The sequence below is a fragment of the Streptomyces sp. NPDC005706 genome, assembly GCF_040631045.1.
In the GTDB taxonomy this organism is placed as follows: Bacteria; Actinomycetota; Actinomycetes; order Streptomycetales; family Streptomycetaceae; genus Streptomyces.
In genome coordinates, this window is the sequence record NZ_JBEXYS010000008.1 from 1 (window position 1) to 25,490 (window position 25,490).

At 73.6% G+C, this 25,490-nt stretch carries 26 protein-coding genes; 15 read left to right on the forward strand and 11 right to left on the reverse strand.

The window, feature by feature from the left end; translation table 11 throughout:
• Nucleotides 1-209 (reverse strand): cbb3-type cytochrome c oxidase subunit I (locus ABZ478_RS16310; protein WP_359549596.1); only part of this gene is annotated, 209 nt, incomplete at its 3' end.
• Between the two features lie 106 nt (nucleotides 210-315).
• Here ABZ478_RS16310 and ABZ478_RS16315 point away from each other — a divergent pair.
• Both ABZ478_RS16315 and ABZ478_RS16320 read left to right on the forward strand, forming a co-directional pair.
• Nucleotides 316-879 (forward strand): RNA polymerase sigma factor, encoded by a 564-nt coding sequence (locus tag ABZ478_RS16315; protein WP_359549599.1) that lies wholly within the window; start codon nucleotides 316-318, stop codon nucleotides 877-879.
• Nucleotides 872-1,894, forward strand: a complete 1,023-nt coding sequence (locus tag ABZ478_RS16320; protein ID WP_359549602.1) for a CU044_5270 family protein — start codon at nucleotides 872-874, stop codon at nucleotides 1,892-1,894. The genes ABZ478_RS16315 and ABZ478_RS16320 overlap by 8 nt, the downstream gene beginning before the upstream one ends.
• Before the next feature lie 300 nt (nucleotides 1,895-2,194).
• Here the strand turns inward: ABZ478_RS16320 and ABZ478_RS16325 are convergent, their stop codons facing one another.
• On the reverse strand, nucleotides 2,195-2,560 hold the full coding sequence (locus ABZ478_RS16325; RefSeq protein WP_359549604.1) for a nuclear transport factor 2 family protein: 366 nt from the start codon (nucleotides 2,558-2,560) through the stop codon (nucleotides 2,195-2,197).
• Between the two features lie 173 nt (nucleotides 2,561-2,733).
• On the opposite strand from ABZ478_RS16325, the gene ABZ478_RS16330 reads away from it, so the two are divergent.
• The 6 genes from ABZ478_RS16330 to ABZ478_RS16355 all read left to right on the forward strand — a co-directional run bounded on the left by ABZ478_RS16330 (nucleotide 2,734) and on the right by ABZ478_RS16355 (nucleotide 7,216).
• Complete coding sequence (locus ABZ478_RS16330) at nucleotides 2,734-3,033, forward strand: hypothetical protein (RefSeq protein ID WP_359549606.1); 300 nt, start codon at nucleotides 2,734-2,736, stop codon at nucleotides 3,031-3,033.
• 169 nt (nucleotides 3,034-3,202) lie between these two features.
• Nucleotides 3,203-4,291: an S-(hydroxymethyl)mycothiol dehydrogenase gene (locus ABZ478_RS16335; RefSeq protein WP_359549608.1), complete on the forward strand. Its 1,089-nt coding sequence runs from the start codon at nucleotides 3,203-3,205 to the stop codon at nucleotides 4,289-4,291.
• A complete protein-coding gene (locus tag ABZ478_RS16340) occupies nucleotides 4,291-4,920 on the forward strand; it encodes an MBL fold metallo-hydrolase (RefSeq protein ID WP_358938689.1) in 630 nt (209 codons plus the stop codon). The genes ABZ478_RS16335 and ABZ478_RS16340 overlap by 1 nt, the downstream gene beginning before the upstream one ends.
• Nucleotides 4,921-5,020: 100 nt before the next feature.
• Nucleotides 5,021-5,935: an SDR family oxidoreductase gene (locus ABZ478_RS16345; RefSeq protein ID WP_359549610.1), complete on the forward strand. Its 915-nt coding sequence runs from the start codon at nucleotides 5,021-5,023 to the stop codon at nucleotides 5,933-5,935.
• Between the two features lie 215 nt (nucleotides 5,936-6,150).
• Nucleotides 6,151-6,846 carry a L,D-transpeptidase gene (locus ABZ478_RS16350; RefSeq protein WP_359549612.1) on the forward strand — a complete coding sequence of 232 codons (696 nt, stop codon included), beginning with the start codon at nucleotides 6,151-6,153 and terminating at the stop codon, nucleotides 6,844-6,846.
• A gap of 184 nt (nucleotides 6,847-7,030) precedes the next feature.
• The gene (locus tag ABZ478_RS16355; RefSeq protein ID WP_358938695.1) at nucleotides 7,031-7,216 is read left to right on the forward strand and encodes a hypothetical protein; all 186 of its coding nucleotides are present in this window, start codon (nucleotides 7,031-7,033) and stop codon (nucleotides 7,214-7,216) included.
• A gap of 108 nt (nucleotides 7,217-7,324) precedes the next feature.
• Here ABZ478_RS16355 and ABZ478_RS16360 read toward each other — a convergent pair whose 3' ends face one another.
• Both ABZ478_RS16360 and ABZ478_RS16365 read right to left on the reverse strand, forming a co-directional pair.
• A complete protein-coding gene (locus ABZ478_RS16360; protein WP_359549615.1) occupies nucleotides 7,325-8,707 on the reverse strand; it encodes a S1 family peptidase in 1,383 nt (460 codons plus the stop codon).
• A 149-nt stretch (nucleotides 8,708-8,856) separates the two neighbouring features.
• The gene (locus ABZ478_RS16365; RefSeq protein ID WP_359549617.1) at nucleotides 8,857-9,687 is read right to left on the reverse strand and encodes an SAM-dependent methyltransferase; all 831 of its coding nucleotides are present in this window, start codon (nucleotides 9,685-9,687) and stop codon (nucleotides 8,857-8,859) included.
• 199 nt (nucleotides 9,688-9,886) lie between these two features.
• On the opposite strand from ABZ478_RS16365, the gene ABZ478_RS16370 reads away from it, so the two are divergent.
• The gene (locus ABZ478_RS16370) at nucleotides 9,887-11,113 is read left to right on the forward strand and encodes an aminotransferase class I/II-fold pyridoxal phosphate-dependent enzyme (protein WP_359549619.1); all 1,227 of its coding nucleotides are present in this window, start codon (nucleotides 9,887-9,889) and stop codon (nucleotides 11,111-11,113) included.
• A 10-nt stretch (nucleotides 11,114-11,123) separates the two neighbouring features.
• Nucleotides 11,124-11,510 (forward strand): PPOX class F420-dependent oxidoreductase, encoded by a 387-nt coding sequence (locus tag ABZ478_RS16375; RefSeq protein ID WP_359549622.1) that lies wholly within the window; start codon nucleotides 11,124-11,126, stop codon nucleotides 11,508-11,510.
• Between the two features lie 61 nt (nucleotides 11,511-11,571).
• On the opposite strand, the gene ABZ478_RS16380 is transcribed toward ABZ478_RS16375, so the two are convergent.
• Complete coding sequence (locus ABZ478_RS16380) at nucleotides 11,572-11,988, reverse strand: zinc ribbon domain-containing protein (protein ID WP_359549624.1); 417 nt, start codon at nucleotides 11,986-11,988, stop codon at nucleotides 11,572-11,574.
• Nucleotides 11,989-12,172: 184 nt separating this feature from the next.
• Complete coding sequence (locus ABZ478_RS16385) at nucleotides 12,173-12,895, reverse strand: TetR family transcriptional regulator (protein ID WP_359549627.1); 723 nt, start codon at nucleotides 12,893-12,895, stop codon at nucleotides 12,173-12,175.
• Between the two features lie 167 nt (nucleotides 12,896-13,062).
• Between ABZ478_RS16385 and ABZ478_RS16390 the strand changes: the two genes are divergently transcribed.
• The 3 genes from ABZ478_RS16390 (at nucleotide 13,063) to ABZ478_RS16400 (ending at nucleotide 15,426) form a co-directional block, all read left to right on the forward strand.
• A complete protein-coding gene (locus ABZ478_RS16390) occupies nucleotides 13,063-13,905 on the forward strand; it encodes a hypothetical protein (protein ID WP_359549629.1) in 843 nt (280 codons plus the stop codon).
• Between the two features lie 76 nt (nucleotides 13,906-13,981).
• On the forward strand, nucleotides 13,982-14,803 hold the full coding sequence (locus ABZ478_RS16395; protein ID WP_359549631.1) for a peptidoglycan-binding domain-containing protein: 822 nt from the start codon (nucleotides 13,982-13,984) through the stop codon (nucleotides 14,801-14,803).
• 140 nt (nucleotides 14,804-14,943) lie between these two features.
• Nucleotides 14,944-15,426, forward strand: a complete 483-nt coding sequence (locus tag ABZ478_RS16400; protein WP_359549634.1) for a flavin reductase family protein — start codon at nucleotides 14,944-14,946, stop codon at nucleotides 15,424-15,426.
• Nucleotides 15,427-15,466: 40 nt separating this feature from the next.
• Here ABZ478_RS16400 and ABZ478_RS16405 read toward each other — a convergent pair whose 3' ends face one another.
• The 5 genes from ABZ478_RS16405 to ABZ478_RS16425 form a co-directional block, all read right to left on the reverse strand.
• Nucleotides 15,467-17,860 (reverse strand): SpoIIE family protein phosphatase, encoded by a 2,394-nt coding sequence (locus ABZ478_RS16405; RefSeq protein WP_359549636.1) that lies wholly within the window; start codon nucleotides 17,858-17,860, stop codon nucleotides 15,467-15,469.
• A 117-nt stretch (nucleotides 17,861-17,977) separates the two neighbouring features.
• The gene (locus tag ABZ478_RS16410) at nucleotides 17,978-18,352 is read right to left on the reverse strand and encodes a hypothetical protein (RefSeq protein ID WP_359549639.1); all 375 of its coding nucleotides are present in this window, start codon (nucleotides 18,350-18,352) and stop codon (nucleotides 17,978-17,980) included.
• Nucleotides 18,353-18,804: 452 nt separating this feature from the next.
• Nucleotides 18,805-19,722 carry a MurR/RpiR family transcriptional regulator gene (locus tag ABZ478_RS16415; RefSeq protein WP_358938781.1) on the reverse strand — a complete coding sequence of 306 codons (918 nt, stop codon included), beginning with the start codon at nucleotides 19,720-19,722 and terminating at the stop codon, nucleotides 18,805-18,807.
• A gap of 81 nt (nucleotides 19,723-19,803) precedes the next feature.
• Nucleotides 19,804-21,339 carry a phospholipid carrier-dependent glycosyltransferase gene (locus ABZ478_RS16420; protein ID WP_359550005.1) on the reverse strand — a complete coding sequence of 512 codons (1,536 nt, stop codon included), beginning with the start codon at nucleotides 21,337-21,339 and terminating at the stop codon, nucleotides 19,804-19,806.
• A 287-nt stretch (nucleotides 21,340-21,626) separates the two neighbouring features.
• Nucleotides 21,627-22,274, reverse strand: a complete 648-nt coding sequence (locus ABZ478_RS16425) for a nucleoside/nucleotide kinase family protein (RefSeq protein WP_359549642.1) — start codon at nucleotides 22,272-22,274, stop codon at nucleotides 21,627-21,629.
• A 118-nt stretch (nucleotides 22,275-22,392) separates the two neighbouring features.
• Between ABZ478_RS16425 and ABZ478_RS16430 the strand changes: the two genes are divergently transcribed.
• Nucleotides 22,393-23,133 (forward strand): beta-phosphoglucomutase family hydrolase, encoded by a 741-nt coding sequence (locus ABZ478_RS16430; RefSeq protein WP_359549645.1) that lies wholly within the window; start codon nucleotides 22,393-22,395, stop codon nucleotides 23,131-23,133.
• Complete coding sequence (locus ABZ478_RS16435) at nucleotides 23,130-25,472, forward strand: glycosyl hydrolase family 65 protein (RefSeq protein WP_359549647.1); 2,343 nt, start codon at nucleotides 23,130-23,132, stop codon at nucleotides 25,470-25,472. Before ABZ478_RS16430 ends, ABZ478_RS16435 begins: the two co-directional genes overlap by 4 nt.
• The last annotated feature ends 18 nt before the right edge of the window (nucleotides 25,473-25,490 follow it).

The following is a 25,490-nucleotide window of genomic DNA, read 5'->3' on the forward strand; positions in this document are numbered from 1 at the left end:
ATCGTGCCGTGCATCGTGAACGCCTGGTTGAACTGCTCGTTCGACATGATCTGCAGGCCCGGACGGGCCAGCTCGGCGCGCATCAGCAGCGCCATCACGCCACCGATCAGGAAGAACGCGAACGCGGTGACCAGGTACAGCGTCCCGATCGTCTTGTGATCGGTGGTCGTCAGCCACCGCACGGCCCTGATGTCTCTGATCCTCTTCACGTCCCGCCTGTGTCGGCACCCGGCCCGTCGGTCACACTCGGACGGCGCGAGAAGGATCACGGAAGAAGGGTGTGACGATCCGGTCGGTGCCGGACACGAACCGAACATGAGCAACGACGAGATCTTCGCCGCTGCCTATCGCGAGCACTACTGGGCGGTCAGCCGCTATGTCGCGAGGCGGCTGCGGGGACGGGCCGACGAGGTGGAGGAAGTGGTGGCGGAGGTGTTCACGGTCGCCTGGCGCCGCCGGTCCGACCTGCCCGCGACGCCGCTGCCCTGGCTGTACGGGGTGGCCCGCAACTGCCTGGCGAACGCGGTACGCGGTCAGGGGCGCCGGCGCCGGCTGGTGGACCGGCTCGGCAACGACGAGGCCGCGCACGCCCGGCACATCGCGGCCGGCCCCGGCACGGAGGCCCCCGGCGCCTGGGTGCACGAGGCCCTGGACCGGCTGTCCCCGGCGGACCAGGAGGTGCTGCGCCTGGCGGCCTGGGAGGAACTCGGCGCCGACGAGATCGCGGTCGCCCTCGGCTGCGGCGGCCGGGCCGCTGCCATGCGGCTGCACCGCGCCAGGAACCGGCTCAGGGCCGAGATCGACCGGCTGCGGCCCCCGGTCGCGGCCGCGACCGCCCCCGCCGACGCGACCCCCCGCGAGGACGACCGACATGGCTGACGAACTCGAACTCCTGCGCCGCGCCGACCCGGTGCCGGACGACGGCCCCCCTTTCGCCGACGGCCCGCTGGACGCGCGCGCGGAGCAACGGCTCCAGCGGCTGCTGAGCGAACCCCGCCCGCCGCGCCGGGCCCGGCCGTTCCCGGCGCCTCCCGGCCGTACCGGGCGCGCCCGGCTGGTCTGGGGGCTCGCCGCCTCCGCCGTCGTCCTGGTGTTCGCCGTCAACGCCGTGCTCGGCGATCCGGGCACCTCGCGGGCCGTGGCCGCACCTCGACCGCTGACGGTTCGCTCCGGCTCCGCCCCCGTACCCCTGCGGGACATGGTCGCCCTGGCCGACGCGGCCGCGGCAGCGGGCTCCCCGGGTCTGCGCAGGGGCACGCACGTGCAGTCGTGGAGCCTCGGCATGAGCGACGACAAGCCCCCGGTCACCCTCCCCGAGGAGCGGGTGGTGCGCTGGCGGGCCGACTCGAGCCACACCGAAGTGGTCGTGGCGACCGATCCGCGCCGGCCCGGCCGCCCCGTCCTCACCGACGAGGGCGGCGAGCCGCACCCGGTGGCGGACGGCCATGTGATCAGCCGGACCACGTACCCGCCGATGTGGAGCGACGCCCCGCCCGAGGCGCTCCCACCGCACACCGCGGCGCGCCTGCGCGCCTACCTCACCGAGATCGCCCGTCCCCGGGCCGACCGGGGCACGGCCGCGCTGAGCACCGCCGAACTGCTCGACGCGGTCGCGGAACTGCTGGATCACTGGACCCTCGGCACGCGGGAGTCGGCGGCCGTCGTCCGGCTGTTCGCCGGGAGCCGGGGACTCACACCGGCCGGCGAGGTGACCGACCGCCTGGGGCGCCCGGGACACGCATACGTGTTCGAGACCAAGGGCGTGCGGCACATGCTGATCCTGCAACCGCGCACCGGCGCCGTCCTCGGTATGGAGGAGACCTTCACCGAGGACGCCCCCGAATACGGCGTGAAGGCCGGGGCCGTCATGAGCTACAGCGCCTGGATGCGCTGATCACGCCCCGGCCCGGCGGGCCGGGGCCGGGGGAGTGCCCGCAGCCGGGCCCGTGTCCCGTGCGCCCCGGCGCCGGACCTCACCGGGGCCGGATCCGCCGGATCCGGGACGGGCGCGGCAGCGCGGGGCGCGGACGCGGGCGCACGGCCCGCAGGACGGACCGGACAACGGCGGCGGACAGGTGCACACCCGCTGCGGACACCGGCGCGGACCGTCGCGGGCGGGCCCGCCCCAGTCCCGCCCGGGCCGAGAAGGTCCAGGTCATTCGCGTGCTGACCTGGACCCTCGCGGTCTTCCTCCCTACTCGTCCCATGCCTGGATCAGAATCTGCTCGGCGATCTTTCCATCCCGCAGGGTGATCATCGACTCGGCGAGGACCCGGGTGCCGTCTCCGTACTCGCAGGACTCGCAGTAGGCGGCGTGGTCGCCCTGGACGACGCACCCGTCCAGCTTGTGCGTCATGTCGCGGCTGTAGACGTCGTCGAGCATCGCGGCGATCTCGCCCCGGCCGCGCAGGACCTTGGGATGGCTCGGCTGGGTGTTGCGGTCGATGATGCGGATCTGCGCGTCGTCGGCGTAGAGGGACAGCAGGGTGTTCCCCGTGGTCCCCTCTATGCCCCGGCGCAGTGTCTCGGTGTCGAAGCTGGAGCCTGTCGCGGTGCCCATGATGTGACCTCCTTCAGGCGCCCGCGGCCCGGCGGGAAAGGGCGGCGCGAGCCCCATCTCCGAGGCTCCTCCGCCCCGGCGGGCTCGGCAAGCGCAGAAGGACCGGTCCGCCTGACGGGTGAGCACCGCCCGGTGCCCGTGTCCGGCCGGGGTCCCGCGCCGTTGCTGAGGGCATGATCTCAACACGACGCATCGTCGCCGCCGTCGGTCTCGCCGCCGGGTTCGCGGGCCTCGCCGCCCCCATGGCGAGCGCGGCCGACACCGGCGCGGCGGACACCGGGCGGGTCAGCCCGATGACCGCCCTGGACTCGCTCGCCACCACCGGGCTCCCCGCCGACGAGCAGGGCCAGATCCCCAAGGTCTCCGAGCAGCTGGGCGGACTGAACCAGATCGACTCGGCCGACGGACTGGGGCACCTGAGCCAACTCACCGATCTGGTCGACCCCGCGACCGGTCTGCTTCCCGGCCTCTAGGCCTGACCTCCGCGGTCCGGGGCGTCCCCGCTCGGGGACGGCCCCCGGACCGGTCCGGCGGTCCGCCGCGCCGAAACGAAAGATCCACTTTTCCGGTCGTGGCCCGTGCCGCCACCCGTGGTTCGCGCGTAGGGTCGCACCGAACGCACTACGAGGAAAGGGCCGGACCATGGCGCAGGAAGTACGCGGCGTGATCGCACCGGGGAAGGACGAGCCCGTACGGATCGAGACGATCGTGGTCCCGGACCCCGGGCCCGGTGAAGCCGTCGTACGCGTCCAGGCCTGCGGTGTCTGCCACACCGATCTGCACTACAAACAGGGTGGCATTTCGGACGACTTCCCCTTCCTGCTCGGTCATGAGGCCGCCGGTGTCGTGGAGTCGGTCGGCGAGAGCGTCACGGACGTGGCCCCCGGCGACTTCGTGATCCTCAACTGGCGTGCCGTGTGCGGGAACTGCCGGGCCTGTCTGCGCGGCCGGCCCTGGTACTGCTTCAACACCCACAACGCCGAGCAGAAGATGACCCTGGCCGGCACCGGGCAGGAGCTGTCCCCGGCGCTGGGCATCGGCGCGTTCGCCGAGAAGACGCTGGTCGCGGCCGGACAGTGCACCAAGGTGGACCCGGCCGTCTCGCCGGCCGTCGCCGGACTGCTCGGCTGCGGTGTCATGGCCGGCATCGGCGCCGCGATCAACACCGGCAACGTGGGCCGCGGCGACTCCGTCGCCGTCATCGGCTGCGGCGGCGTCGGGGACGCGGCGATCGCCGGGGCCAACCTCGCCGGGGCGGTGAAGGTCATCGCCGTCGACATCGACGACCGCAAGCTGGAGAAGGCCCGCACGCTGGGCGCCACCCACACCGTCAACTCCAAGGAGAACGACCCGGTCGAGGCGATCCGTGAGCTGACCGGGGGCTTCGGCGCCGACGTCGTCATCGAGGCGGTCGGCCGTCCGGAGACCTACCGGCAGGCCTTCTACGCCCGTGACCTGGCCGGCACCGTCGTCCTCGTCGGCGTGCCCACCCCGGAGATGAAGCTCGAACTGCCCCTGCTGGACGTCTTCGGCCGCGGTGGCTCCCTGAAGTCCTCCTGGTACGGCGACTGCCTGCCCTCCCGGGACTTCCCCATGCTGATCGACCTGCATCTGCAGGGCCGGCTGCCGCTGGACGCGTTCGTCACCGAGACCATCCAACTCGACCAGGTGGAGCAGGCGTTCGAGCGAATGCACCACGGCGACGTGCTGCGCTCGGTGGTGGTCCTCTGATGACCGTACGCATCGAACGCCTGGTGACCTCGGGCCAGTTCAGCCTCGACGGCGGCACCTGGGACGTCGAGAACAACGTGTGGATCGTCGGCGACGAACGGGAGGTGATCGTCATCGACGCCGCCCACGACGCCGAGGCGATCGCCCGCGCCGTCGACGACCGACGCCTGACCGCCATCGTGTGCACCCACGCCCACAACGACCACATCGACGCCGCTCCCGCGCTAGCCGAGCTCACCGGCGCCACCATCTGGCTGCACGCCGACGACATGCCGCTGTGGCGGCTCACCCACCCCGACCGCGAGCCCGACCGGCACCTCGTCGACGGCCAGGTCATCGAGACCGCCGGCGCCGACCTGACCGTGCTGCACACCCCCGGCCACGCGCCCGGTGCCGTCTGCCTGTACGACCCTGGACTGGGCGCGGTGTTCACCGGCGACACCCTCTTCCAGGGCGGCCCCGGCGCCACCGGGCGCTCGTACTCCCACTTCCCGACGATCATCGACTCCATCCGGGACCGACTCCTCACTCTCCCGCCGGAGACCAAGGTCCTCACCGGACACGGCGAGTCCACCACCATCGGGGCCGAGGCACCCCACCTCGAGGAGTGGATCAAGCGCGGGCACTGACCCCGGCACCGCCGAGGGGCGGTAAAAGGTGACAGGAGATGTCCGGCTTCCCCGTGAGAGTGGGCGACGACAGCAGTCGTACACGTACAGGAGGCCGGACATGTCAGGTCCGCTGCGGGGCAGGGTCGCGCTGGTGGCAGGGGCGACCCGGGGCGCGGGGCGAGGTATCGCCAGGGAACTCGGGGCGGCCGGCGCGACCGTCTACGTCACCGGACGCAGCACCCGCGCCCGCCGCTCCGAGTACGACCGCCCCGAGACCATCGAGGACACCGCCGACCTGGTCACCGAGGCCGGCGGCCACGGTGTCGCCGTGCCCGTCGACCACCTCGACCCGGCCGCGGTACGGGACCTGGTGGACCGGGTCGCCCGCGAGCAGGGCCGCCTGGACCTGCTGGTGAACGACATCTGGGGCGGCGAGAAGCTCTTCGAGTGGGACACGCCGGTGTGGGAGCACGACCTGGACAACGGGCTCCGGCTGCTCCGCCTCGCCGTCGAGACGCACGCGATCACCAGCCACTTCGCGCTCCCGCTGTTGCTGCGCCACCCCGGCGGCCTGGTGGTCGAGGTCACCGACGGCACCGCCGACTACAACCGCGACACCTACCGCGTGAACCTCTTCTACGACCTCGCCAAGACCTCCGTACTGCGCATGGCCTTCGCCCTGGGGCACGAACTGGGTCCCCGCGGTGCGAGCGCGGTGGCGCTCACCCCCGGCTGGATGCGCTCGGAGATCATGCTGGAGGCCTTCGGCGTGCGTGAGGACAACTGGCGCGACGCGCTCGACCGCGAACCGCACTTCGCCATCTCCGAGACCCCGCGCTACACCGGCCGCGCCGTCGCCGCCCTGGCCGCCGACCCCGAGGTCTCCCGTTTCAACGGGCAGTCCCTGTCCAGCGGCGGGCTCGCCCGGGTGTACGGCTTCACCGACCTGGACGGCAGCCGCCCCGACGCCTGGCGGTACCTGGCCGAGGTACAGGACCCGGGGCGGCCGGCCGACACCACCGGATACCGCTGAGCCCGGCGTCCGCACCGCCCCGGCCGGGCACGCGGCCCCCGGATCCCCGACGCCCCTGAGCCCCGGAGCCCCCGAGTTCACCGTTTCGTCACAGCCTGGCCGGAACCACAACCCTCCGGCGCCCGGGCAGGTCTAGTAGTCCGGAACCGCGGGAATCGCGATGGGAACCACCCGGGGACACCCCGGGCGCAAGGGGACAAGGGGAAGAGGCCGACATGGGGGACATACGCAGACGCGGTGTCGTCGCACTGGGCGTCACCGGACTGGTGGCGCCGCTCACACTCGCCTTCACCGCGGCGCCGGCCCAGGCCGCGAGCTGCACCACACAGGCGGGCCCGTACCAGAAGCAGGTGGAGAAGTTCCTCGGCCGGCCGGTCGACGGCAGGCAGTCCACCACCGACTGCAAGGCCATCCAGGCCTTCCAGAACAAGCACGGCATCACGCCCAACATCGGCTACGCCGGCCCCGTCACCTGGGGCGTGATGGATCTCATGAACAAGCAGAAGGCCGTCGGGAGCAACCCGAACAGGGACGGCAAGTGCCCGGTGAACAAGGGCCGGATCGCCTGCGTGAACCTCACGCTCCAGCTCAGCTGGATCCAGGACGGCAGCAGGCTCGTCTACGGACCCGTGCCGGTGCGTACCGGCCGCAACGGCTACGAGACCCGCACCGGTCTGAAGAAGATCTACTGGCGGGACATCGACCACGTCTCCACCATCTACAACGTGGCGATGCCCTACAGCCAGTTCTTCGACGGCGGTCAGGCCTTCCACTCGGTGGGCCTGAGCATGTGGAACCCGCCCGGTTCCCACGGCTGCGTGAACATGACCACGACCACCGCCAAGAAGTACTGGTCGCTGCTGAAGAACGGCGACGACGTCTACGTGTACGGCCGCAAGCCGGGCACCTGAGCCACGAACGGCGCGGCGGTGCTGTGATCCCGGTCACGGCGCCGCCGGCTGCGGGGCCGTCGCGCCCCCGTGGTCCGAAAGGTCAACTCGCCGGTTCGCCCGGCTCGTTGACGTGATGAGCAACACGGTCCGTTATGTCCGCATCGAGTGTACTTACTCACAGCGCCTTCACGTCGACCGGCATATGCTTCACAACATGTCCACCACTGTTGCAGCCGCCTCCGAGCGATCGGCCGCGGAGGTCAACGAGGAGATCAGGGCCCTGTGGCGCCGGTCGGGCGGGACACTGACCACCGAGCAGCGCGCGGAATACCAGCGCCTCGTGCTGGAGTGGGCCCTGGCGGCCCCGCAGTCCGACCGGGCCGCCTGATCCGACCGGCGGCCTTCCCGGCCGTACCGCCAAGGGCACCCGTGAGCGCACGGGTGCCCTTCTCGTCGTACCTCCCGGAGCCGGCCGGCTCCCGTCCACCGCCTCCGCTCAGCCCCACGTCGCCGAGTAGTGCCGCTGGTACGCCCTGCGGTCCTGCTCGGACCGGATGTACCGGGTCGCGACGAGGGCGATCAGGCTGCCCGCGAAGACCAGCAGCCCGGGGCCCACGTTCCGGGTGTCCGTCAGCCGCGCCAGCAGCGTCCGGCCCGCGGCGCCGGTGACCGGCGCCGCGGAACCGGGCGAGGCGGCGCTCGGCGCGACGGCGCCCCGCGAGGCCGGGGCGGACGGCGCGGGGGAGGACGCCGCGCCCTGTCCGCCGGCGGCGTTGCCCGCCGCGACCAGGAGCTTGACGTTCAGCGCGGTCAGCGCCTTGGTCACCGGCTGGAAGAACGTCGTACCGCCCGTGGTGCAGTCGCCGCTGCCGCCCGAGGTGACGCCCAGCGCGACACCCTCGGAGAACATCGGGCCGCCGCTGTCGCCGGGCTCGGCGCACACATTGGTCTCGATGAGCCCGGTGACGGTGCCCTCCGGGTAGTTCACGGTCGCGTTCAGGGCGGTCACCTGGCCGTCGTGCAGCCCGCTGGTACTGCCGCTGCGGAACACCCGCTGGCCCACCGACGGATCGGCGGCCCCGGTGATCCGCACGCCCTTACCGCCGCCGACCGCGACCACGTCGGCGCCGGGACCGGCCCGGCCCGAGTCGTACTGCACGAGCGAGAAGTCGCTGCCGGGGAAGTCGCTGCTCACCGTGCTGCCCAGCTGCCGGTCGCCCTGGTTGTCGGCGAACCAGGTGGACCCGGAGGGACCGCAGTGACCGGCGGTCAGGATGAAGTCGCGCTGCCCGTCGGTGACGTTGAACCCCGCCGAGCAGCGGCCCCCCGTGGACAGGATCGGCTGCGCCCCGTTCAGCCGCGCCGTGAAGGCGCCCTTCGCGCGCTCCATGTGCACGAAGCCCCCGATCCCGGAGGCCACCCGGCTCATCCGGGACCAGTCACCCGCCGACACCGTACGGTCGGCCCGCACCACGACCCGGTTGGTGCGGTAGTCCACCGCCCACGCGGTGCCGCTGACCCGGGGCGCCGAACGCAGCGTGCCGGTCGCCGACTTGAGCTCGTCCATGCTGTGCGGCACGACCTTCGCCTCGATCCCCGCCCGGCGTACCGTCCGCGCCGCCTCCGGGTCGGTCACCGCCACGACCGGACGGCCGTCGGCGCCGATCCAGTTCCCCGCCGTCCGCGCCGTACCGAGCCGGGCCACGAGCGCGGCACCGGGGTCACCGGCCGTGCCCGCCGAACCGAGCGGCCGGGCGGACGCGGGGGGTGTCTCGCTCGCCATGGCGGCCTGTCCGACCATCGCTCCTCCCACCAGGAGTCCGCCGACCGCCGCCAGCCGTGTCACCCGCCTCACGACCCGTCGTCGTGCGTGCCTCATGCATGGCTCCCGAACACCGGACGCGCGATGCCCGTACCGGCACCGCGGGGGCCCCGACCGGCGTCGGGCGCCCGGCGTTCAGTACGTGTCCGGGCCCGGCGGCGTTCACCGGCGGCGGCGATCCACCCGGCCGGGGGCCGCGCGCCCGCTCAGCCCTTGCGCGCCACCCCGCCGAACATGGCGACCTCCTCCGGCTCCGGGCCGGCGTCCGCGTCCGGGCGCCAGCGCGAGCAGGACACCACGCCCGGCTCCAGCAGCTCCAGACCGTCGAAGAACCGGACCACGTCCTGCGGCCTGCGCTGGGTCAGCTTCGGAGTGCCGTGCTCGTTCCAGAACTTGACGGCCTCGTCCACGTCCGGCATCGCCGGGCTGGTGATGGTGTGCGACAGCACCAGATGGCTGCCGGCCGGCAGCCGGTCGGTCAACTGCCGTACCAGGCCGTACGGGTCCTCCTCGTCGCCGATGAAGATGACCACGCCGAGCAGGATCAGCGCCACCGGCTGGCTGAAGTCCAGTGTCTTGGAGGCGTGCTCGAGGATCGCGTCGACGTTGCGCAGATCCTCGTCCAGGTAGTCGGTACGCCCCTCCGGCGTGCTGGTGAGCAGCGCCCGGGCGTGCGCGAGCACGAGCGGGTCGTTGTCGACGTACACGATCCGCGCGTCCGGTGCGACCCGCTGGGCGACCTCGTGCGTGTTGTCGGCGGTGGGCAGCCCGGTGCCGATGTCGAGGAACTGCCGGATGCCCACCTCGCCGGCCAGGTACCGCACCGCCCGGCCCAGGAACAGCCGGTCGGCGCGCGCGTAGTCCCCGATGCCGGGGTGGAGCCCGCGGATCTGGTCGCCGGCCGCGCGGTCGACCTCGTAGTTGTCCTTGCCGCCGAGCCAGTAGTTCCATATCCGGGCCGTGTGCGGCTGGCCCGTGTTGATACGGGCGCGCAGCGACACGGCCACGTCGTTGGTGGCTGCCGGGTTGTCGGTCACGTGGGGCTCCTGGTCGCCTGATGAGGGGGGTGCACCGGTCAAGACGCAATCTAGACGCCCGAGTTGACGCACGCGGCATGACCCGGGTATTCCGGGGCGTCCCGTGCCGGGCCCGGCCCCCCGACTCCTCGGCACCACGCGCCCCACCTGTCCGGCCTGCCCCGTTTCCGCACGGACCCCGGCCGCCTATCTTGAGCCCATGACCAGCACCTCGCACGGCACACCAGGCGACCCCGACCCGCTGCGCGCCCTCGGTCTCGAGCGGTTGCGCCGTCGTACGAGCATGAAGTGGCGCACCTACCCGGAGGACGTGCTGCCGCTGTGGGTGGCCGAGATGGACGTCCCCCTCGCCGGGTCCGTCGTCGGCGCCCTCACCGACGCGCTCGCCCTGGGCGACACCGGCTATCCCGCCGGCACCGCGTACGCCGAGGCGCTGGCCCGCTTCGCCGCCGAGCGCTGGAACTGGGACGGGATCGACATCGGGCGCACCGCGATCGTCCCGGACGTGATGCTCGGCGTGGTCGAGATGCTGAAGCTGGTCACCGGGCCCGGCGATCCGGTCGTCGTCAACTCGCCGGTGTACCCGCCGTTCTACCAGTTCGTCACCCACCTGGACCGCCGTGTGGTGGAGTCCCCGCTGGGCCCGGGCGGGCGCATCGACCTCGACCTGCTGGCCCGGACCTTCCGGGAGACGGCCGCGGACGGCGGCAGGGCGGCCTTCCTGCTGTGCAGCCCGCACAACCCCACCGGCACGGTGCACACCGCCGCCGAACTCACCGCCGTCGCGGACCTCGCCGAGCACTACGGCGTCCGGGTCGTAGCGGACGAGATCCACGCGCCGCTCGTCGCGCCCGGCGTCCCCTTCGTGCCGTACCTGAGCGTGCCCGGCGCCGAGCGCGGGCTGTCGCTGATGTCCGCCTCCAAGGGCTGGAACCTGGCCGGCCTGAAGGCCGCGCTCGCCCTCGCCGGACCCGGCGCCGCCGGGGACCTGGCGAAGATGCCCGAGGAGGTGAGCCATGGCCCCAGCCATCTCGGGGTGATCGCCCACACGGCCGCCCTGAACGACGGCACCGGCTGGCTGGACGCCCTGCTCACCGGGCTCGGCACCAACCGCCGCCTGCTCGCCGGGCTGCTGGCCGAGCACCTCCCGGCGATCCGCTACGACCCGGCCGAGGCCACGTATCTGGCCTGGCTCGACTGCCGCGCGCTCGGTCTCGGCGACGACCCCGCCGCGGTGTTCCTGGAGCGCGGCCGGGTCGCGCTCAGCTCCGGCCTGCCGTTCGGCACGGGCGGCGCGGGGCACGCCCGCCTCAACCTGGCGACCTCGCCGGAGATCCTCACCGAGGGGGTGCGCCGGATGGCCGCCGCCTCGGCCTGGCCTCCCCGGCCGTCCGCACGTGTGCCCGGACCGCCCGCGGGCTCCTAGACTGCCGGGCATGGACGACACTCGGCCGGACCGGCTCGCCGCCGGCAAGTACCTGCTGGTCACCAGCTACCGCAAGGACGGCACCCCGGTCGCTACGCCCGTCTGGGTGGTCCAGGACGGGGACGGACTCGGTGTGTGGACGACCGCCGACAGCTGGAAGGTCAAGCGGATCCGCCGGCGCGCCGATGTCCTCGTCGGACCCTGCGACGTGCGGGGCCGACCCACCGGCGGCCAGGTCCCGGCCACCGCCGAGATCACCGACGCGGCCACCACTGCCCGCTACCGCACCCTCATCGCCCGCAAGTACGGCATCGTCGGCCGGCTCACCCTGCTTGGCAGCCGGCTGCGGCGCGGCACGGACGGCACGGTCGGGATCCGGGTGACCTTCGGGCCCTGAGCGGTCCGCCGCCCCGGCGGGCCAGGGCGATCGGTGCGCGGGCGGGGGAGCCGCCGGGGCGTCAGCTCCAGGCGCGGTAGGGCTCGTCGACCAACTGGAAGACCGGCTCACCGCGCACCGGGTCCTTGGCCGTGGAGAGCCGCACTCGGTCCCCGCTGTGTATGCCGATCGGCGGGCCCATGACCCGGCCCCGTACGACGAACCCCTCGCTCATCTCGATCAGCGACACGTTGCGCGCCGCGGGGGTGTTGCGGTGCACCACGGTGGAGTGGCGCACCGTCCCGGTGCCCTCGCTGCGCTCGGTGCGCAGTTCACTGCCCTGGCACACCGGACACAGCAGCCGGTGGTACATGGCGGTGCCGCACCAGGTGCAGCGCTGGAAGGTGATGGCGTCCTTGGAGTCAGCGGCGACGGGTTCGAGGAGGCCCGTCGCGGAGCCGGCCGCCGGAATGGAGGCGCTTGCTGAGTGGTGGTACACGCTGGACAACTCCCTGCGCTCGGCCGGAATCCCGCATGCCCGGCCTGAGCCGCGCACGTCTGCGCACGGCCGCGGTGCCACCGTGCACGCCCACAGATTATGGCACTGGGTGCCACTCGTAAAGGCACTCCGTACCCCAAATCTGTGGAGGTCCGGTGCGCGGGACCGGTGTGCGCGGGGAGGGTCAGGCGCGGCCGGTCAGCGCTTCGAACTCCTGCACCACGCGCCACAGCGGGGCGGACCGGCGGGCCACCAGCACGACGACGTCGCCGCGCTCATCGTCCCCCGGCCGTCCCGGGGTGCTCACCCGCACCGGCCGGTCGAACGCGGCCTGCACATGCCCGAGGGCGTGGTCCACCTCGGCGCCCGCGTCGCCCCTGCCGTCCGAACGCAGCCAGGAGCGCAGGGCGTTGTTGTGCGCGGCGACCACGGCGGCCGCCACCACGTCGGCGCGCAGCGTTCCGTCGGGCAACCCGGCGAAACGGCGCCGCAGGTACTCGGCGAGCGCCCGCTCGTAGCGCCACACCACCGACAGCTCGTACGCGCGCAGCCCCGGCACCTGCTTGGTGAGCCGGTAGCGCTGCACGGAGAAGGTCGGGTTCTCCGCGTACATCCCCAGCACCAGCCGGGCCGCGTCGCACACCCGCCGCACCGGCTCGGCGTCCGCCGCGCTCGCGGCGAGGAACGCGGTCATGTCGGCGAGGCAGCGCTCGTGGTCGGGGAAGACCACGTCCTCCTTGGAGGGGAAGTAGCGGAAGAACGAGCGCCGGCCGACCCCGGCCAGCGCCACGATGTCGTCCACGGTGGTCTGTTCGTACCCGCGTTCCAGGAAGAGCTGGAAGGCCGCCGCGACCAGGGCGTCCCGCATCGGCGGCTTCGCGGCCGGCGCCGCGCTGCTGGAGCTCATGAACGGGAACGTAGCACCAGAACCGGATCGGTGACACTCAGTGCAGCTAGCGGGCGCGAATGAGGGAACTGAGTGCTGTGCAGGGCCGGTAAAGGCGAGGCGTAACCTTTCCGCAGCCGCCGCCGGCCCCCACCCCCGTTCCCCGTTCAGTGCCGCCAGGAGACCTCATGCCCACCGCCCGCCCCCGCATTCTCTACGTCACCGACCTGGCGTACCCAGCCCGCGGACGCCGCTACTGCGACGAGGACGTCCTGCTCACCTCCCGGCTGCGCGAGCACTTCGACCTCGCCCTGTGCCACCCGCTGGACGCGGCGGCGCTCATGGACGGCTACGACGCCGTGGTCGTCCGCAACAGCGGGCCCGTCCTCGGCTACCAGAAGGAGTACGAGGCCTTCCGTGAGCGGGCCCTCGTCGCCGGGGCCCGGGTGTACAACCCGCTCACCGGCAAGGCGGACATGGTGGGCAAGCAGTACCTGCTCGACCTGAGCGCCGCCGGCTTCCCGGTCATACCGACCGTCGACCGCGTCGCGGACCTGCACCGGCTGCCCGCCGCCGAACGCTACGTCGTCAAGCCCAAGCTCGGCGCGGACTCCCTGGGCCTGCGGATCCTGCCCGCCGGCCGGCTCACCGGGCTCGCCGACGGCACGGTCCTCGTCCAGCCGTGCGTCGACTTCGCGTACGAGGTGTCCTTCTACTTCGTGGACGACGACTTCCAGTACGCCCTCTACGCCCCCGACCCGGAGCGACGCTGGGAGCTCGTGCCGTACCCGGCCACCGCCGCCGACCTGGAGTTCGCCCGGCGCTTCATCGACTGGAACGCTCTCGGGCAGGGCATCCAGCGCGTCGACGCCTGCCGCGCCCCGGACGGCGAACTGCTGCTGGTCGAACTGGAGGACCTCAACCCCTACCTGTCCCTGGACGCGCTCCCGGAAGAGGCGCGGGACGCCTTCGTCGGCGCGCTGACCTCGTCCCTGGGCCGGTTCGTCCAGCAGGCGCCCGTCCCGGCCTGAACGGGGCCGCCGTCCCCGCCGTATCTCACGCCGGGGACCGCGGACGTGCGTACGCACGGGACGGAAGGAGAGCAGGGTGCCGACACCGCCCGACCCTGAACAGCCGCACCCCGGGCCGCCCCTGGAGCCGGTCCGCGTCCTGCGCCCGCGCCGCTTCGACGCCCTCGCCGAGCTGATGCGGGAGATGCACCCGGAACCGGGACCGGAGACGCGCCCGGGACCGGACGGACGGCGGCCGCCCGGACCGCGGCCGGACGTGCCGGGGCCGCGCTCACCGGCACCGTCCGGGCACGCGGCGTACGAGTCCTTCGGGACGGCACCCGGGCCGGGCCGCGCCGCGTCCGAGGTGCCCCGCTCCGCCGAGGACGAGACCCAGGAACTGCCGCCCGTCCCGGCCGCACCGCGACCCGTTGCCCCCGGCGCCGGACGACGCCGTGCCGCCGCGGCCCTGGCGGTCGGCGCGGCCGCGCTCGCCGGCTTCGGCTGCGCCCTGCTGCTCCCCGCCCGGCAGGGCGCCACCGCGGCCCCGCGGCCCTCCCACCCCGTCGCATCGGCTCCGGCCTCCCCGGCTCCGGCCTCCCCGGCTCCGGCCTCCCCGGCTCCGGCCTCCCCGGCTCCGGCCTCCCCGGCGGGCACCCCCTCCACCGACCCGGACGGTCCCGGCACCCTCCGGCAGGGTGACACCGGCCCCGAGGTCACCGAACTGCAGCAGCGTCTGCTGGGCGTCCCCGACGTCTACCGCGACGGCTCCACCAGCGGCACCTACGACGCCGTGCTCACCGAGGCCGTGGCCCGCTTCCAGCTCTGGTACGGCATCACGGGCGACGAGACCGGCGTCTACGGCGACGACACCCGCCGGGCGCTGGAGTCCCGGACGGCCGCCGGCACCGGCGGCTGACCCGGTGACGCGGGCACCCGCTCGTACCCGCCCGTGGTTCGGCTCCGCGCGCCCGGGGCACTCTCACCACACCCGAGGCCTCCGGCGGGCGTCCGCGACGGAGGGGGGAGGGACGACGGCACGGAGGAGAGCTGGGCGGCATGACGGACGTGAAGGGCTTCTTCCGGCGACTGGATCCGGACCTGTGCGTGGTGACGGCCGCGGCGGGCGGCGAGCGGGCCGGGTGTCTGGTGGGCTTCGCCTCGCAGTGCTCCATGCGGCCGCCGCGGTTCGCGGTGTGGCTGTCCAAGGCCAACCGCACCTATGAGGTCGCCCGGGCCGCACGCTGCCTCGCCGTGCATCTGCTCACCGGCGACCAGCGGGAACTCCTGGAGATCTTCGGCGGCGAGACCGGCGACGAGGTCGACAAGTTCGCGCGGGTGTCCTGGCGGGAGGGGCCCGACGGCACCGTCGTGCTCCGGGACGCGGCGGCCTGGTTCACCGGCACCATCCTGCACCGCACCGACGGCGGCGACCACGTCGGCTTCGTCCTCGATCCCCTGCAGGGGGGCGAGGGACCCGGCGGGCCGCTGCTCCGGCTCTCCGACGCGAAACGCATCGAACCCGGGCACCCGACGGGCTGAACCGGCGGCACGCGGGGACGGCCGGGAACGGCGGACTCCGCTACTCCTCCTCCAGCGGCATCCGGATGTCCAGCACGCACACGTCGTCCCGCCGCTCGCCCGGCAGCATCGCCGCGAGCAGCGCCTCAAGCGACCCGGCGGCGCCGCACTCGTGCGCGAGCACCGCCTCGGCCATCCGGGCGAGGCCCGCGTCGATCCCCTCACCGGGGCGTTCCACCAGGCCGTCGGTGTACAGCAGCAGCCGGTCCCCGGGCTCCAGGCGGATCTCGGCCGACTCGTAGACGGGGGTCGTGCTCGCGCCGAGCAGCATGCCGCGGGGGCGGTCGAGGTAGCGGATCTCGCCGTCGCGCACGAGCAGCGGCGGCGGATGGCCGGCCTGGGTCCAGGAGAGAACCCGGGCCGCGTGGTCGTAGCGGGCGAGCACCATGGTGGCCGTGGACCGGGCGTCCCGGGACTGCAGCAGGAGCTGGTTCAGCCGCGCGAGCGCGCCGGTCAGCGAGGAGCCCGTGCTGACCATGCCCTTGGCGGTGAACCGGAGCTGGGCCATCGTGGCCACCGCGCCGACACCGTGACCGGCCACGTCACCGACCACGAACAGCGCGGAGTCCTCGGGCAGTTCTATGGCGCTGAACCAGTCACCGCCGACATGGACGCCGGACTGGGCGGGCAGATAGGCGACCTCTATGCGCAGTCCGGCCAGTTGGACCGGCTTGCTGGGCAGCGGCAGCAGCGCGTGCTGCAGCCGGGTGGCCAGCGCCCGTTCGGCCTGCAGCACACCGTGCTGCAGCAGCATCGCGCGTTCGCTCTCGGCGAGGGCCAGTTCGACGCTGCGCTGCGCGGAGACGTCCTGGACGAAGCCGTGCACCTCGGCGACGGTGCCGTCCGGTTCCGTCACGGCCTCCGCGACCATCCTGAGGTGCCGCACGCCCAGCGGGCCCTGGATCCGGAACGGCACGTCGAACGGCTTGGCGCGTCCGCAGAGTTGGGTGATCGCGCGACGCAGGGCGGGCGCGTCCTCGGGCACCGCGAGGCCGGGCAGCCCCGCCAGGGCGACCGGTCCGCGCGTGCGGTCCCGGCCGAGTACGGCGAACGCCTGCGCGGACCAGGCGGTCTCCTCGGTGACCAGGTTCCAGTTGGCCCAGCCGAGATTGCCGAGCCGCTGGACGTCCGACAGCCGCTGCTCCTGGAGCTCCGCCGGGTCGTGCCGCAGCCAGGACACCAGGAGCCCGTCGCCGAAGGGCGCCGCCCGCACCGAGTAGGTGCCGCTCACGGGCACCGCGTCGGTGATGTCCTGGTAGGCGAACGGCTCGCTCTCGAACGCCGCCCCGGTGGTGAGCGCGTCCAGGTAGCCGTGCCACAACGGCTCGCCCGCGACGGACGGATAGCTCTCCAGGATGTGGCTGCCGACCAGGTCCCGGCCGGTCCGGCCGAACACGTCGACCGCCTCGGGGGTGGCCGCGTCGATGCGGTAGTCCTCCACCTCGCCGGAGGCGGCGCGCAGCGGGGTCAGGAGGATCGCCGCCCCGGGCAGGGCGTCGAGCACCGACTGCACGGTCCGGGTGACGGTTTCGTCGGGACGTTCCGGCGGGGCGTCGAAGGCCCGCAGCCGGCCCGCGCACAGCCGGGCCACGGCCCGCAGCAGTTCCCGCTCCCGTGCCTCGAAGGGGCCGTCCTGCCGGCGCAGCACGCCGAGGGCGACGCCGGCCGTGCCCCCGGCCGGCACCGGCAGCCAGGCCCGCGACGGCCAGCGCTCGGGCGGTTCGCCGATCAGCAGGTACTGCTCCCGGTCCGCGGCCGGATCCTCCAGCCAGCGAGGCTCGCCGGCCCGCAGGGCGTCGAGCGGGGCGACACCTGACACGGGCGGTACGTGGCGCCACTGCGTGGCGAGGGTCGGATCGATCCCCGCGTGCCCGAGCAGTTCGAGCCCGCCTCCCCGCAGCCGTTCGTAGAGCATCACGGCGTCGGCGCCCACCTCCGGCGCCAGGTGCTCCAGCAGGCATCCGGCCAGCTCCTGCGGCGAGCCGACCCGGATCAGGGCCCGGCCGACGCGGCCCAGCACGTCGGCGAAGTCGCCGGTGCCGGCGAGCGGGGGGTCCCAGCGGCCGGCGGCCGGGGGCTGGCCGGCGCCCGTGGCGGGCCGCTCGGCCGGCAGCAGGGCGCCCAGGGTGAGCCAGCACTCCTCGAGGAGCGTACGGTTGCCGGTCTTGGCGCCCCGCAGCAGTTCGTCGTGGGCGGCGTCGGGGGAGCAGCCGGTCGATGCCATCAGGGCGCCCGTGGCCCGCTCCAGCAGGGCCGACGTCGCGGCCTGGTCCCGCAGCCGCTCCAGTTCCGCGCGCTGCCGGGCCACGACTCTGGCCAGCGCCGCCACATCGGCGCGCGTGCCGGGGTCCACGGGGGGCACGGGCTCGCTCGTCACGCGACGAGCATCGCACATCCGGGCCCCTTCGATCACTCGTCTGCCGCATCCGTTTCTCCCGGTCGGCGGCGTGGACGCACCGGCCGGCAGAGGGCGGTGCGGCGGGGGCCGGCCGGGGTGCCGGGCCGGCCTCGGTCAGCGGCCGGTACCGCGTCCGGCCAGTGCCTCGCTGACCGCGCGGACACTGCGCGCGATGTGCTGGAGCTGCATGACCTCGGCGGCGTACAGCTTGATCGTGTGTTCGATGACCGACTCCGGCAGGCCGAGGACGGGCAGTTCGGCCCGGGCCGTCTGCAGCGCGGTCCGCGCCACCCGGACCTCCTGCTGCACCTGGATCTGCGCGTGCCGGGCGAGCAGGACGGGATGCCGGATCATCGCCGGGTAGCTGCCGTAGCGCGCCGGGATCAGCTCGCGCAGCCACTTGGCCGCCGAGCGTTCCCAGTCGTAGGTGCCCGGCATCTTGACCTGACAGGGCCAGTCGGGGCTGATGCGCGTGGTGGTCAGGGGCATGGGTCTTCGCTTCCGGTGTGCGGCGTCATGAGGGTGGTCCGCCGGTTGGGGCGGCCCCGGCCTAGGGGATGACCGGGGCCGCCACGGGCGCGCCGCCTGGGCGGTGCGCCACCGGACATCCCTGGCGCCGACGTGGGTAGGGAACGGCGGCTTGGGATGTCCGAGCGGGAGCCCCGGACGACGGGAACCGGCGCGTCGGGCGGGCTTGCATGCGCATGCGGTACGTCGTCCTTCTCGGGGCGGTGTCGCGGGCGGGGCCCGCGGGGCCGGACCGCCCCGGAGGGTACCGGGTGCGATCCGTGAGCAGTATTTATATATGCCGTCGGCTTGGCAAGACGTATGAAAACATTCATGCGCGGTATGCGGTGAATGATCCCCGTACGGCGAAGGATTTCCGTGCCGGTGGCGCGTGGCGAGAAGATCTGGCGCGGACCCGGCCACCCGCGAAAGGTTCAGTCCTTCAGGAAGAAGTGGTGCTGATCGGCGCCCTGTTCGTACTTCTCCAGCCGGGCCTGGGTGCGCTCGGGATCGGCGTCGGTCATGGCCTGCAAAATCGCCGCGGCCAGCACGCCGGGCGCGGCGTAGGAGTCGAACACCAGCCGGGAGCCGGTGCCGGTGGCGAAGACGATGTCCGCCTCCTCGGCCAGCGGGCCGAGCGCCAGGTCGGTGATCAGGGCGACCTTCAGCCCCGCCTCCCGCGCCACCCGGAGCGCGGTGAGCGTCTCCTGGGCGTGCCGCGGCATGGAGAACGCCAGCACCCAGGTGCCGCCCGCCTCGCGGGCCTGCAGCAGGGTGTCGTAGGCCACGCTGCCGCCACGCGTCACCAGCCGCACGTCGGGATGGATGCGCCGGGCGGCGTAGCCGAAGTACTCGGCCAGCGACACGGAGATGCGCAGGCCCAGAACGGTCAGCGGGGTGGAGCGGGACAGTTCCCGGCCGACGCGGATCACCCGGTCGGGGTCGGCGACGTCGCGGCGCAGGTTCTCCAGGTTCTGGATCTCGGCGTCCACCGCGGCCTGCAGTTCGTTGGCCCGGTTCTCCTCGCCGGGTCCGCCGGCCAGGCTGCTGAGCGCGATCGACTGGAGCTTCTCCCGCAGCGCCGGGTAGCCGCTGAAGCCGACGGCGGCCGCGAAACGGGTGACGGAGGGCTGGCTGACGCCCACGCGGTCCGCCAGCTCGGTGATCGACAGGAACGCGGCCTCGGTGATGTGCTCGATCAGGTACTGGGCGACCCGGCGCTGCCCCGGCGACAGCTGCGGGCCGTCGAAGAGTTCCCTGAGCTGGGAGGTCGGTGCCGCCTCGGCCTCCGGCACGGTCTTGCCCGAGGTGATCGCTGATGCCTGGGCGCGTGCCTGCTGCGGCGAGGGCACCGGTCCGTCTCCATTGTCTCCCACGACCACTCAACATAGCTCACCGGCCGTCATGAGCAGGGGGTTTACGGGGTGGCGGGCTCACCGCCGGTACAGGGTGATGGAATGCCCGACCTCGCCGACCGGACGGCTGGAACCGATCAGTTCCGCCAGGTCGCCGCGCGCCTTGGCGGCCGCCGAGTCGGACACGGCCAGCAGCCCGTGCACCCGCTCCGGCGCCACCCCGCGCGGATCGTGGGCGGTGATCCCGTAGTACGACGGCACCCCGCTGCCCTTGTAGACCAGCCACACCCGCTCGCCCGGGTACCGCTGCCGCAGCCGGTCGGCGAGCCGGCCCAGGTCCTGGCCCCAGTCCACGTTGGAGTCGTGCAGCAGCCGGTGGGTGTGCGCCGTACCGCCGAACGCCTCGTTGGCGTACGGCAGGTAGTACGGGAAGGTCCGCAGCGAACTCACCGCCACCAGCAGCACCAGCAGCCCCACCGGCACCTCGGTCCGGTGCCGGCGCACCGTGAGCACGCAGGCCCCGGCCACCGCGAGGAACACCGGCACGAACACCGCGTACCGGGTGCCCAGGTCGCGGGAGCCCGTCATCGCCGCCGCCAGCAGGACCGCGGGCGGCAGCAGCAGATACGGCGCCACCGGACGCAGCCGCCGCACCGCCACGGCCAGCACGGCACCGGCCGCGCCCAGCGCCAGCAGCCCGAGCGGCGTCTTCACCAGCAGCGCGGCCGGCAGGTAGTACCAGCGCGAGCCCGTGTACAGGTGCCCGAACAGAAAGCCCTGCCAGTGCTGGTCCTCGAAACCGAACTGCACCCGCATCCCGGCCCGGTACGCGGGCGGCAGCGGCAGCAGGTCCGTGACCCGCCCGCGCAGCCCGTGCACGGCCGGCACCGGCTCGGCGGGGTCGAACCGCAGCCGCGGATCGACCACCAGATACGCCGCCCAGACCACGGCGACCGCCGCCACCAGCACGCCCGCGGCGGCCGCGGCCGCCCGCCGCACCCTCCCGCGGCGGCCCGTACCCGCCACCGACAGCACCGCCAGCAGCACCACCACCGGGACGGCCGGCAGCGCGCTCATCTTCGTCGCCACCGCCGCCCCCAGCGCCACACCGGACAACGGCAGGCACAGCCGGGGCCGGCGCCGCGCCCGCCACACCAGCCACGCCGACGTCAGCACGAAACCCGCCGCCGGCACGTCCAGCGTGGCCAGCGAGCCGTGCGCGATCACATCGGGGGAGAAGGCGTACAGCGCCAGGCCCGCCAGACCGCCCCCGGTGCCCGCCACGTCCCGCGCGAACGCGAACACCACCGCACCGAACAGCAGGGTCAGCGCGATCACCGGCAGCCGCGCCCACCACATCAGCCGCCAGGGGTCGTTGCCCGACTCGTACAGCAGATGCCGGCCCACCTCGCCCTGGGTGCCGGAGTACGCCGGGTCGTAGCGCGGATCCGCCACCGCCACCCCGGCCGCGATCAGCAGCTTGCCGAGCGGCGGATGCTCGGGGTTGTACCGCACCCGGTGCTCGCGCAGGTAGTCGGTGGCCGTCGCCACGTACACCGGCTCGTCGATGGTGGGCGTCTGCCGGACGGCCGTGGTGACCATCGCGGCCGCCATCTGGGCCAGCAGCAGCGCCGCCAGCAGCGGCACCAGCCACCGCCGGTGGCGCGAGAGCCCGGCGAGCCCGCCCGGCCGTGCCGGGGCCCGCTCGGGGCCGCCGTCGCCGGGCACCCCCGGTGCCAGGACGGCACCGCCCGTGCCGGTCCCGTGCTGCTCGCGCGCCGTCATCCGCACCGCTCCCGCCACCGGGACGTCACCGCTGCCCGGGCCGCACCGGCCGACCCTCCGCCCCGCCCACCGGTACGGCCGGCGGCCCGCGGGAGTTCAACCGCCACGGCCGCCGCCTACGGCGTCGGCAGCGCGCCCGCCGGCACCATCAGGTCCGCCCGGTCCCGCGTCGTCGCGATCAGGTCGGCGTTGCGCTGGTCCGTGCCCAGCACCCAGGCCATCGCCGCCCCGTGCTCCTTGCCGAACTCCACGTGCCGGGCGACCAGCCGCCGGATCCGCTCCTCCTCGTCGATCTCGCAGAACCACACCTCGTCCAGGCACGGCCGCACCCGCGCCCACGAACCCTCGCTCAGCAGCAGGTAGTTGCCCTCGGTCACCACCAGTCGCGCGCTCGGCGGCACCGGGATCGAGCCGGCGACCGGCTGCTCCAGCACCCGCTCGAACCCGGGCGCGTACACCACCTCGCCGGTCTCCTCGCGCAGCCGCCGCAGCAGGGCCGCGTACCCGGCCGCGTCGAACGTGTCCGGCGCGCCCTTGCGGTCCCGGCGGCCCAGCTGGTCCAGTTCGGCGTCGGCCAGATGGAAGCCGTCCATCGGCACGTGCGCCACCCAGGGCGGCCCGCCCGCGTTCAGGGCCCGCACCAGGTGCTCGGCCAGCGTCGTCTTGCCGGAGCCCGGGCCACCCGTGACACCGAGGACGGCGCGCCGCCCGTCCCGGGTGAGGGCGCGGGCGCGGTCGAGGAGGTCGTCGAAGGTCAGCGGCACACCGCAGAGTCTGTCACCCGGGCTCGAACGGTGAGGCCCCGGTGAGAAGGTGCGGAAGTATCGCTCGTGTGGCGCTCGCCACCCACTGGACGGCGCCTCTCGGGGAACAGTGCTGAGTATGACTCAGCTCGGTCTGCCCGACACCATCCAGGCCTGCCTCTTCGACCTCGACGGGGTCGTCACCAGGACCGCCGTCGTGCACGCGGCCGCCTGGAAGGAGACCTTCGACGCCTTCCTCAGCGCCTACGAGGGCGAGCGGGGACGGCCGTTCGACGAGGTCGCCGACTACGACGAGTACGTCGACGGACGCCCGCGCGCCGACGGGGTCCGCGCCTTCCTCGACTCGCGCGGCATCCACCTGCCCGAGGGCGGTCCCGACGACCCGCCGGACGCCGGGACCGTGAACGGTCTCGGCAACCGCAAGAACGTGCTGCTGCTGGAGAAGATCCGCACCGGGGGCGTGGAGGCGTACGAGGGCACTCTGCGCTACCTGGAGGCGGTCCGTGCCGCGGGCCTGCGCACCGCGATCGTCTCCTCCAGCGCCAACTGCCGTGATGTGCTGCGGGCCGTCGGCGCCGAGCACTTCTTCGACGTACGCATCGACGGCGTCGTCGCCGCCGAGCGGAGACTGCCGGGCAAGCCCAGCCCCGACACGTTCCTCGCCGCCGCCCGCGACCTGGGTGTCGAGCCGGCCGGGGCGGCCGTCTTCGAGGACGCGCTGGCCGGCATGGACGCGGGCCGGGCGGGCGGCTTCGGATACGTCGTCGGCGTCGACCGGACCGGACAGGGCGACGCGCTGTACGCGCACGGCGCGAGCGTCGTCGTCAAGGACCTCGCCGAGCTGGGAGGCAAGCGGTGATCACCCACCGGTCGTACACGGTCGAGCCGTGGGCGGTGCGCGAGACCGACCTGAACCTCGACGTCCTCGCGCAGAGCGAGTCGGTGTTCGCACTGTCCAACGGGCACGTCGGCTGGCGCGGAAATCTGGACGAGGGCGAACCGCACGGCCTGCCCGGCAGCTACCTCAACGGGGTCCACGAACTGCACCCGCTGCCCTACGCCGAGGCCGGGTACGGCTACCCGGAGTCCGGGCAGACGGTCATCAACGTCACCAATGGCAAGGTCATCAGGCTGCTGGTCGACGACGAGCCGTTCGACCTGCGCTACGGCCGGCTCGTCCGGCACGAGCGGGTGCTTGACCTGCGCCGCGGGGTGCTGGAGCGCGCCTGCGAGTGGACGTCCCCGGCCGGCTCCACGGTCCGGGTGCGCTCGACCCGGCTGGTGTCGCTGACCCAGCGGGCGGTCGCCGCGGTGGCGTACGAGGTGGAGGCGGTCGGCAGCCGCAGCCGGGTGGTGATCCAGTCGGAGCTGGTCGCCAACGAGCAGCTGCCCGGGGCGAACGGCGACCCGCGCGCGGCGATGGCCCTGCAGTCACCGCTGGAGCAGGAGGACGGCTTCGCTTCCGGCGACCGGCTGCGGCTGGTGCACCGCACCCGGCGCAGCGGCCTGCGGGTGGCGGTGGCCGCCGACCACGTGGTCACCGGCCCCGACCGCACCACGACCCGCAGCGAGGCCGACATCGACGTGGCCCGGCTGACCGTCACCTCCGTCCTGGAGCCCGGCCAGAGCCTGCGCGTGGAGAAGCTGGTCGCCCACGGCTGGTCCGGCACCCGCTCGCTGCCCGCGATGGCCGACCAGGTCGACGCGGCCCTCGCGGCCGCCGCGCACGACGGCTGGCAGGGGCTGCTGGACGACCAGCGGGCCCACCTGGACGACTTCTGGGACCGCGCGGACGTCGAGGTGGAAGGCGACGAGGAGATCCAGCAGGCCGTACGGTTCGCGCTCTTCCACGTGCTGCAGGCCGGGTCCCGCGCCGAGGGGCGGGCGATACCCGCCAAGGGGCTCACCGGCTCCGGCTACGACGGGCACGCCTTCTGGGACACCGAGATGTTCGTGCTGCCCGTCCTCACCCACACCGCCCCCGACGCCGTCGCCGAAGCGCTGCGCTGGCGGCACAACACCCTGGACGAGGCACGCGAGCGCGCCGCGCAACTCGGGCTCGGCGGCGCCGCGTTCCCCTGGCGCACCATCCAGGGCGCGGAGGGCTCGGCCTACTGGCCGGCCGGCACCGCGGCCTTCCATGTGAACGCCGGGATAGCCGACGCCGTCCTGCGCTACGTCGAGGCCACCGGCGACCTCGACTTCGAGCGCGAGACGGGCGTGGAGCTGCTGGTGGAGACGGCCCGGCTGTGGCGCTCGCTGGGCCACCACGACCACCACGGCGTCTTCCACATCGACGGCGTCACCGGCCCCGACGAGTACAGCGCGGTCGCCGACGACAACACGTACACCAACCTGATGGCGCGTCAGAACCTGCTCGCGGCGGCGGACTTCGCCGAGCGGCACGCGCGGGAGGCGCAGCGCCTCGGCGTGGACGAGGAGGAGAGCGCCGCCTGGCGGGACGCCGCCGAGGCCATCCACATCCCCTACAACGACGAACTCGGTGTGCACGAGCAGCACGCCGGCTTCACCCGCTACCAGCGCTGGGACTTCGCCGGCACCCGCCCCGAGCAGTACCCGCTGCTGCTGAACTTCCCCTACTTCGACCTCTACCGCAAACAGGTCGTCAAACAGGCCGACCTGGTGCTGGCGATGTACACCTGCGGCGCCTCCTTCGACGACGAGCAGGTCGCCCGCAACTTCGCCTACTACGAGCCGCTGACCGTGCGCGACTCCTCCCTGTCCGCCTGCGTCCAGGCCGTCATCGCCGCCCAGGCCGGCCATCTGCGGCTCGCCTACGAATACACGGCCGAGGCCGCCCTGATGGATCTCGCGGACCTGGAGCACAACACCCGGGACGGGCTGCACATCGCCTCGCTGGCCGGTACGTGGATGGCCCTGGTCGCGGGCTTCGGCGGGATGCGGCGCGACGGCGAGGGCCTGCGATTCGCGCCCCGCCTCCCGGAGCGGCTGCGCCGGGTGGCCTTCCACCTGCAGTACCGCACCCGCCGCCTGCGCGTGGAGATCGGCGCCGACAAGGCCACCTACACGCTCCTCGCCGGGCCCCCGCTCAGGCTCCACCACCACGGTGAGGCGCTGACGGTCAGCGCCGACGAGCCGGCCGTCCGCGCGGTGCCGCCGGTCGGCCCGCGCTCCGCCCCGGGGCAGCCCGCGCACCGGGCGCCGCACGCCCGCTGAAGCCCGGCCCGGCGGGCC